This is a genomic window from Methylocaldum sp., assembly GCF_039794385.1.
In the GTDB taxonomy this organism is placed as follows: Bacteria; Pseudomonadota; Gammaproteobacteria; order Methylococcales; family Methylococcaceae; genus Methylocaldum.
In genome coordinates this window covers 1-6,744 of the sequence record NZ_JBDIVO010000258.1, presented here as the reverse complement: position 1 = coordinate 6,744, position 6,744 = coordinate 1, and the positions used below count along the sequence as shown (strand labels likewise).

Genomic DNA, 6,744 nt, shown 5'->3' with positions numbered 1-6,744 from the left:
CCCGGATGACCCTTCCGGAAGGTTCAAGTCCTCGACCAGAATGCGATGCCCGTCGCAGAGTGCGACGGCCCGTTCCAGAATATTTTCGAGCTCCCGTACGTTGCCCGGAAACGGATAGCTCATAAGTGCGGTCAAGGCTTCGGCGCTCAGTTCGGCCTTGGTATCTCCGGGGGAGGTGAGTTTTGCGAGTATGTGGTCGATCAAGGCCGGAATATCGCTGCGGCGCTCGCGCAAGGGCGGAACATGCATCTCGATCACGTTGATGCGGTAAAAAAGATCCTGCCGGAAATCGCCGTTTCGGACCATCTCCGCGAGATTCTTGTGAGTTGCGCTGACGATACGTACGTCTACCGGAATTTCCCGAGGTTCGCCCAGCGGTCGAATCGATTTTTCCTGAATCGCGCGCAGCAATTTGACCTGCAACGACAGCGGCAGGTCGGCGACTTCGTCCAGAAACAGCGTGCCGCCGTGAGCCGCTTGAAATAAGCCCTGCTTGTCCCCGACCGCTCCTGTAAAGCTGCCTTTTCTGTGGCCGAAAAATTCGCTTTCCATCAGGTCGTGCGGTATCGCACCGCAGTTCACCGCGACGAACGGCTTTTCGGACCGCGGACTCATGGCATGGATCAGTCTCGCAACCAATTCCTTACCCGTCCCCGATTCGCCGCTGATGAATATAGGCGCCTGATTGCGTGCCAGCTTGGTGATTTTGGAGCGGATTTCGCGCATCGCTTGCGAATCGCCGAGCAATATATGGCGGGAGCGGCGGTCCCTGCCTTCTTGCTGACCGAGCTTGAGCGCCGTGTTCACGAGGTTCCTAAGAATGTGCAGATCCAGCGGCTTGGAGACGAAGTCGAAGGCGCCGTTCTTCAAGGCGCGAATGGCCGACTCCATATTGCCATGCGCGGTGATGACCGCCACCGGCAGTGCCGGAAGGTTGAGCTGGATGTATTCCACCAGGTCCAAGCCGTCGCCGTCGGGCAGACGCATGTCGGTCAGGCAAAGATCGAAATGCCGGTTCTGCAGGAGTTCTCGGGCCTGCCGCAATGCGCCGGCCGATTGCACGTCGATATCCATGCGCTCGAGCGTGATCTCCAGCAATTCGCGGATGGCGGGCTCGTCATCGACGACCAGGGCGGACGGTCTGTTCATAATTCGATTGTGGTTTTTTCTGCGTCGGCCAAACGGAGCCGGAAGCAACCGCCGCCGGCGACAGGTTCATATTCCAGTTTAGCCTGGTTGAGTTCCGCCAGCTCGCGCGCGATATAAAGCCCGAGTCCGGTGCCGCTGGCGGAGGTGGTGAAGAATGGCTCGAACATTTGCTGAACGGTCTGACTATCGATGGGCGCTGCATGATCGATGATTTCGACGCATGGTTCGCCCCGTTGGCGCCTTACGCGCACCCGGATGGCCCCGCGTTGCGGCTCGCCGTATTTCAGCGCGTTCGAAAAAAGATTTTCAAGAATCTGTTTGAGATGGCTGGGGTCGACCGTGACCAGCGCATCGCCGATCTTGATATCGAGTTGAAAGGCTTTTTCATGTATTCCCTGCGCCATTCGGTAGTCGCGCAGAAACTTTTTCAAACTAGACGCCAAGGGAAGTATTTCTCGCTTCGATTGGCCTCGTCGCGAGATTTGAAGCACATTCTCGATGACGATGTTAACCCGTGCGGTATGGTCGAGAACGATCTGTATCAGGCGCCGGTCTTGAGATTGCAGCGACGAGCACTCGGCCAGAAGCTGAGCGGCATGGCTGATGGCGGTCAAGGGGTTGCGAATCTCGTGAGCGATGCTGGCGGTGAGGCGGCCGAGCGAAGCCAGCTTGCTTTGCTGTACCCGCTGATTGTACAGGGCATTGTCTTCCAGGAATGCCATGTAAATCGGAGGCCATGTAGGCCCTAAGCGGGTGAAGCGAACTTGCAAGGGTTGTCCTGCCCGAGAACCGAGACCCACCGTGCCGGGGATCGGATCGTCCAGCCAATCCCAAAACAGCTCGGCCAACTCCGGACAGGCGGTTTCCAAGGACCGGGCGGTCGAAGAGATGCCGAGAAGCCGAGCGGCCGAATCGTTCATCATCCAAATACGATGCTGCTCATCGATGACGAGAATACCCGACTGCAGGTGGCGGATGATGAATTCGTTGAGCTGCTGAAGATTGGCCAGGTCGACGCCGCGTTGCGCCGCGATCGCTTCGCTCTGCTCCGCGCGTCTCGCCAGCACCAGGGCGAGAATCGCGATGCCGAAGAACGAGGCCCCGAGCATGCCGGCGTAAGTGTAGGCCGCTTCGAACGCTCCGGAGAGATCGGCGTAAACTTCTTCTCCCAGGACTGCCACGCTGGCCAGCGCCGCCAGCAGCAAAGCGCAGCGACCGCCGGTCAGGATGCCGCCAGCCGCTACCGACAAAGCCAGCAATACGCCGACGCCGGTCTCCACGCCTCCCGAAGCGTGCATGATACTGGGGATCAAGACTAGATCGGCGAGCACGTGCAGCTGTGCTTGAAGCGGGAAGGCGGGGCGGCGCAGGAGCAGAGGAATAGCCGAGAAAAAAATAGATCCTAGATAGATGCTGCTGGCTGCTGCATAAAGCACGGGGTCGTGTTTACCCAGCGACGACGGCAGCGCACCCAAAAAAAACAGGAACACCAAAACGCTACCCAGCGTCAGACGGTATAGAAGATAAACCGTTAGCGACTGCCAGGCTTGGTTTTCAGGAATGCGGTAATGTTTGGAGAACGGACAGGGCGATATTTGCTTGTTGTCGAAGTCCATTGTCCGTAGCAGCTGTTGAGCGCCGTAGAGCCTCGTGCCGGGTCGTTCACCGCAAAACCGTTTGCAGGTACCTTGCGCTCCCTCGTTTCACGGGGAGCGGAGACTCGCCCGAGTTCGGGGTCGGTGCGTGGCATTGCGACATGGCTGCGGTGCGGTTTCGGAGCGGGTCTATTAGAATAGCCGTAGACATTAAGAGTAGCATCGATTTGAGGATTGATGCCCGGCGCGAGAGCTAAACGGAGTATCCAATGAACCTACATGAATATCAGGCGAAGCATTTGTTTTCGTCCTACGGCTTGCCGGTCCCCCGCGGCACCCCGGCATTTTCGGAGCGAGAGGCGGTCGAAGCTGCGACCGCCTTGGGCGGCGGGCAGTGGGTGGTGAAGGCCCAGGTGCATGCCGGCGGGCGAGGCAAGGCGGGCGGCGTCAAGCTGGTCGGCAGCGTCGATGCGGTCGGGGCCTCGGCGGGTCAATTGCTGGGGTCGCGTCTGGTTACCGCTCAGACGGGCAGCGCCGGATTGCCCGTGAATGCCGTGCTGATCGAGGAAGTCCGCCCGATTGCGCGGGAGCTTTACCTGAGCGCGGTGGTGGACAGATCCAGCGCCAGGGTGCTGTTTTTGGCATCCAGCGCCGGCGGAATGGATATCGAAGAGGTGGCTGCGCAGCACCCCGAGAAAATTCTGAGTCTGACGGTCGATCCTGCCGCCGGACTTCAGGCCTACCAGTGCCGGGAAATCGGCTTTGCCCTGGGGCTTCGGGGCGACCAGGTCAACGCGTTGACCAAGATCATGAACGGAATGTATCGGCTGTTTTTGGACAAGGATTTGAGCCAAATCGAGATTAATCCCTTGGTGGTGACGGAAGACGGTGCGTTACTGGTGCTGGACGCCAAGATCAACATCGACGACAACGCCTTGTTCGCCCATACCGATCTGGCTGAGCTCCGCGATCCGGCCCAAGAGGATCCCAAGGAGTCTGCGGCCCGCCAGCATGGACTTAGCTATGTCACGTTGGACGGGAATATCGGTTGTATGGTGAACGGGGCGGGACTCGCGATGGCGACGCTGGACGTCATCAAGCTTTACGGGGGAGAGCCGGCCAATTTCCTGGATGTGGGCGGCGGAACCACGGCGGAGAAAGTCGCCGAGGCGTTTAAACTGATTTTGTCCGACGCGAAGGTGAAAGCTGTTTTGGTGAATATTTTCGGCGGCATCGTACGCTGCAATCTGATCGCCGAAGGCATTATCTCGGCCGTCAAAGAGGTGCACGTTCAGGTGCCGGTGATCGTTCGGCTCGAAGGAACCAATGCCGAGGAGGGCCGGCGCTTGCTCGAGCAGTCCGGTTTGGCGCTGATAACCGCGTCGGATTTGGACGAGGCGGCGAAAAAGGCTGTGGAGGCTGCGCAATGAGCATACTCGTCGACAAGAACACCAAGGTCATTTGCCAGGGATTTACCGGCAAGCAGGCCACTTTCCACTCTCAGCAGTGTCTGGAATACGGCACCCGGCTGGTCGGCGGCGTGACGCCGGGGCGTGGCGGGCAAACCCATTTGAATTTGCCGGTGTTCGACACGGTCAAGCAGGCGGTACGCGAAACGGGCGCCACGGCCAGCATGATTTACGTGCCCCCGCCGTTCGCGGCGGATGCCATCCTGGAAGCGGCCGACGGGGGTATAAAAGTGATCGTCTGCATCACCGAGGGCATTCCCGTGCTGCACATGCTCCGGGTCAAAGCGGCCCTGGCCCATTACGACACCGCATTGATCGGCCCCAACTGCCCCGGCGTGATTACGCCGGGCGAGTGCAAGATCGGCATCATGCCCGGTTTTATTCATCGAAAGGGTTCGGTGGGCATCGTGTCCCGATCCGGGACCCTGACTTACGAAGCCGTGCATCAAACCACCAAAGCGGGACTCGGTCAGAGCACCTGCGTCGGGATCGGCGGAGATCCCATCAAGGGCTTGGATTTCATCGATCTTTTGGCTTTGTTTCAGAATGACGATCAGACCAAGGGCATCATTCTGGTCGGCGAAATCGGCGGCAGCGCCGAGGAAGAAGCGGCCGAATACATCAAGGCGCATGTCACGAAGCCGGTAGTCGGTTACATCGCCGGTCTCACTGCGCCGCCCGGAAAACGCATGGGTCATGCCGGTGCGATCATCACCGGCGGCAAAGGGACGGGAACGAGCAAAGTGGCGGCCCTGCGGGCTGCGGGCGTGGACGTCGTCGATACGCCTACGGATATGGGGCAACGGATGAGTGCACTGTTAGGGAAGCCCTGAAAAGGCTTCTCCGGTTTCAGGGCGCCCAGCATGTAGGCTGGGGTGAGGAACGAAACCCGGCATTGTCGCGGGGTTGCCGGGATTCCTTCGTCATCCCGGCCTACGTTCGCCGCTGAGTTGACGAACGGGGAGGTTAGAGCGTTTTTCTCCGCCGTTTAGCGGTGAGGATCGGGAAATGCGTAGGTCGGCAATCCCTCGCCGACTTATCGGCTCGGCAAAGGACTTCGTCGGCAAAGGATTGCCGACCTACGTTCTTCCCGCCCGATACGAAGCCGTACACCGGCATGAAAAACGCTCTAAAGCGACCGTTTGCGATTGGGAAAGGAATGTCGACCTACCGTACCTTGGGGCGCGGCGTCAAACCGGAAAACGCTCTAACCTCCCCGCATTCTGCGCTGATCCGGCGTGATGGTCTCCAGCCTGAATGCATAGCTGCCTTGCTTGCGATCGGCGAAAAATAGACGCAGCGAGCGATAAACCGTTTCGAAGGAGATTTCGGTCCAGGGGATCTCGTCCTCCCTGAACAGGCGCGCTTCCAAGGTTTCCGAGCCGGCCGAGTAGCGTTCTTCCAGCATGTGGGCACGAAAGAACACGTACACCTGCGAAATATGGGGAAGGCTGAAAATGGTGTACACCGAGTCGAGCTCCACCTCGATATTCGCTTCCTCGCGAGCTTCGCGGCGGGCGGCGTCCGGCAAGGTTTCGCCGAGTTCCATGAAGCCCGCGGGCAGTGTCCAATAGCCGAGACGCGGTTCGATGGCGCGCTTGCACAGCAGTATCCGGTCCTGCCACACAGGAATGCATCCGGCGATCAGCTTGGGGTTCTGATAATGGATGGTCCCGCAGGAGTCGCAGATGTGGCGCGGACGGTCATCGCCTTCGGGAATGCCCGTTCGAAGCGATGTTCCGCAGTGTGTGCAATAGTTCATCGGCCGTATGGTGCCTCAGGCTTGGGCGGCACTGTCGCGACCAGTTCACGAGTGCTTCCGCCCGTTGCGGTGCATTGATCAGGCGATCATGCTCGAAATCAGTTGATCCTCAAGTTCGATGCGCATCGCCAATTCCTCGCCGAGCTTGGACAAATCATCCTCGAGATGGGTTTTGAGCCCGTCTCCGATCAGCGTTTCGTACTTGTCGTTGAACTCCACCGCCGCATCGGTGGTTTCGGCGATGCGAGGGTAAATGTTTTCCGCCAGTTCAAGTACTTTCCGCCTTCGTTCGGTTCCGTCGATGATGCGTTGGTAAATCCCGAAATGCCCCAGCGATATGTAATCGATGAGCAATTGGCAGAACTCCTGGACTTTCGTCCGAAGGGGCTGCTCGACCGTAAAGGGCTTCATTCCCGCAATTGTGCAGTACAGCGACCAAACTTGCCGCCTCTCCTCCAGAAGCTCCTCGATCATGTGATTCGTGTTTTGCCTGCGTTCGTTGATGCTCGCACTCATCATGACTGTTCCTGATTTTTCTTTTCCAGAAGGCGGGCATACATTATGCCATCTTCCGCAGAGGAACAATCCTTTGCCGCAAAGTTAAATACCTTTAGGCGCGGCCAAGAAGGGCGGGAATCTTACGGTGGAGCGGTGGAGACCCGGAGTCGATCTCCGGCCGTTCAACTTTCGGCCGGTCGGCTTTCCGCGGAGAGGAGCCGCGAGAATTCTTCTATCGACTGCGGACGTTGCGCGGGATCTACGATCATGG

At 58.8% G+C, this 6,744-nt stretch carries 6 protein-coding genes; 2 read left to right on the top strand and 4 right to left on the bottom strand.

Annotated elements, in window-relative coordinates; all coding sequences use genetic code 11:
- Positions 1-1,149: sigma-54 dependent transcriptional regulator (locus tag ABJK70_RS18005; RefSeq protein WP_347258666.1), on the bottom strand; the 1,149-nt coding region annotated here is incomplete at its 3' end.
- Positions 1,146-2,765 carry an ATP-binding protein gene (locus ABJK70_RS18000; protein ID WP_086134856.1) on the bottom strand — a complete coding sequence of 540 codons (1,620 nt, stop codon included), beginning with the start codon at positions 2,763-2,765 and terminating at the stop codon, positions 1,146-1,148. The genes ABJK70_RS18000 and ABJK70_RS18005, both read right to left, overlap by 4 nt.
- A 248-nt stretch (positions 2,766-3,013) precedes the next feature.
- On the opposite strand from ABJK70_RS18000, the gene sucC reads away from it, so the two are divergent.
- Together sucC and sucD are read left to right on the top strand one after the other, a co-directional pair.
- On the top strand, positions 3,014-4,174 hold the full coding sequence (gene sucC / locus ABJK70_RS17995) for an ADP-forming succinate--CoA ligase subunit beta (RefSeq protein ID WP_086134855.1): 1,161 nt from the start codon (positions 3,014-3,016) through the stop codon (positions 4,172-4,174).
- On the top strand, positions 4,171-5,046 hold the full coding sequence (gene sucD / locus ABJK70_RS17990; protein ID WP_077731906.1) for a succinate--CoA ligase subunit alpha: 876 nt from the start codon (positions 4,171-4,173) through the stop codon (positions 5,044-5,046). Before sucC ends, sucD begins: the two co-directional genes overlap by 4 nt.
- A gap of 374 nt (positions 5,047-5,420) precedes the next feature.
- On the opposite strand, the gene ABJK70_RS17985 is transcribed toward sucD, so the two are convergent.
- Complete coding sequence (locus ABJK70_RS17985) at positions 5,421-5,975, bottom strand: NUDIX hydrolase (RefSeq protein ID WP_077731905.1); 555 nt, start codon at positions 5,973-5,975, stop codon at positions 5,421-5,423.
- Between the two features lie 78 nt (positions 5,976-6,053).
- Entirely contained in the window at positions 6,054-6,494 is a 441-nt protein-coding gene (locus tag ABJK70_RS17980) for a sigma D regulator (RefSeq protein ID WP_077731904.1), read from the bottom strand.
- Positions 6,495-6,744: the final 250 nt, after the last annotated feature.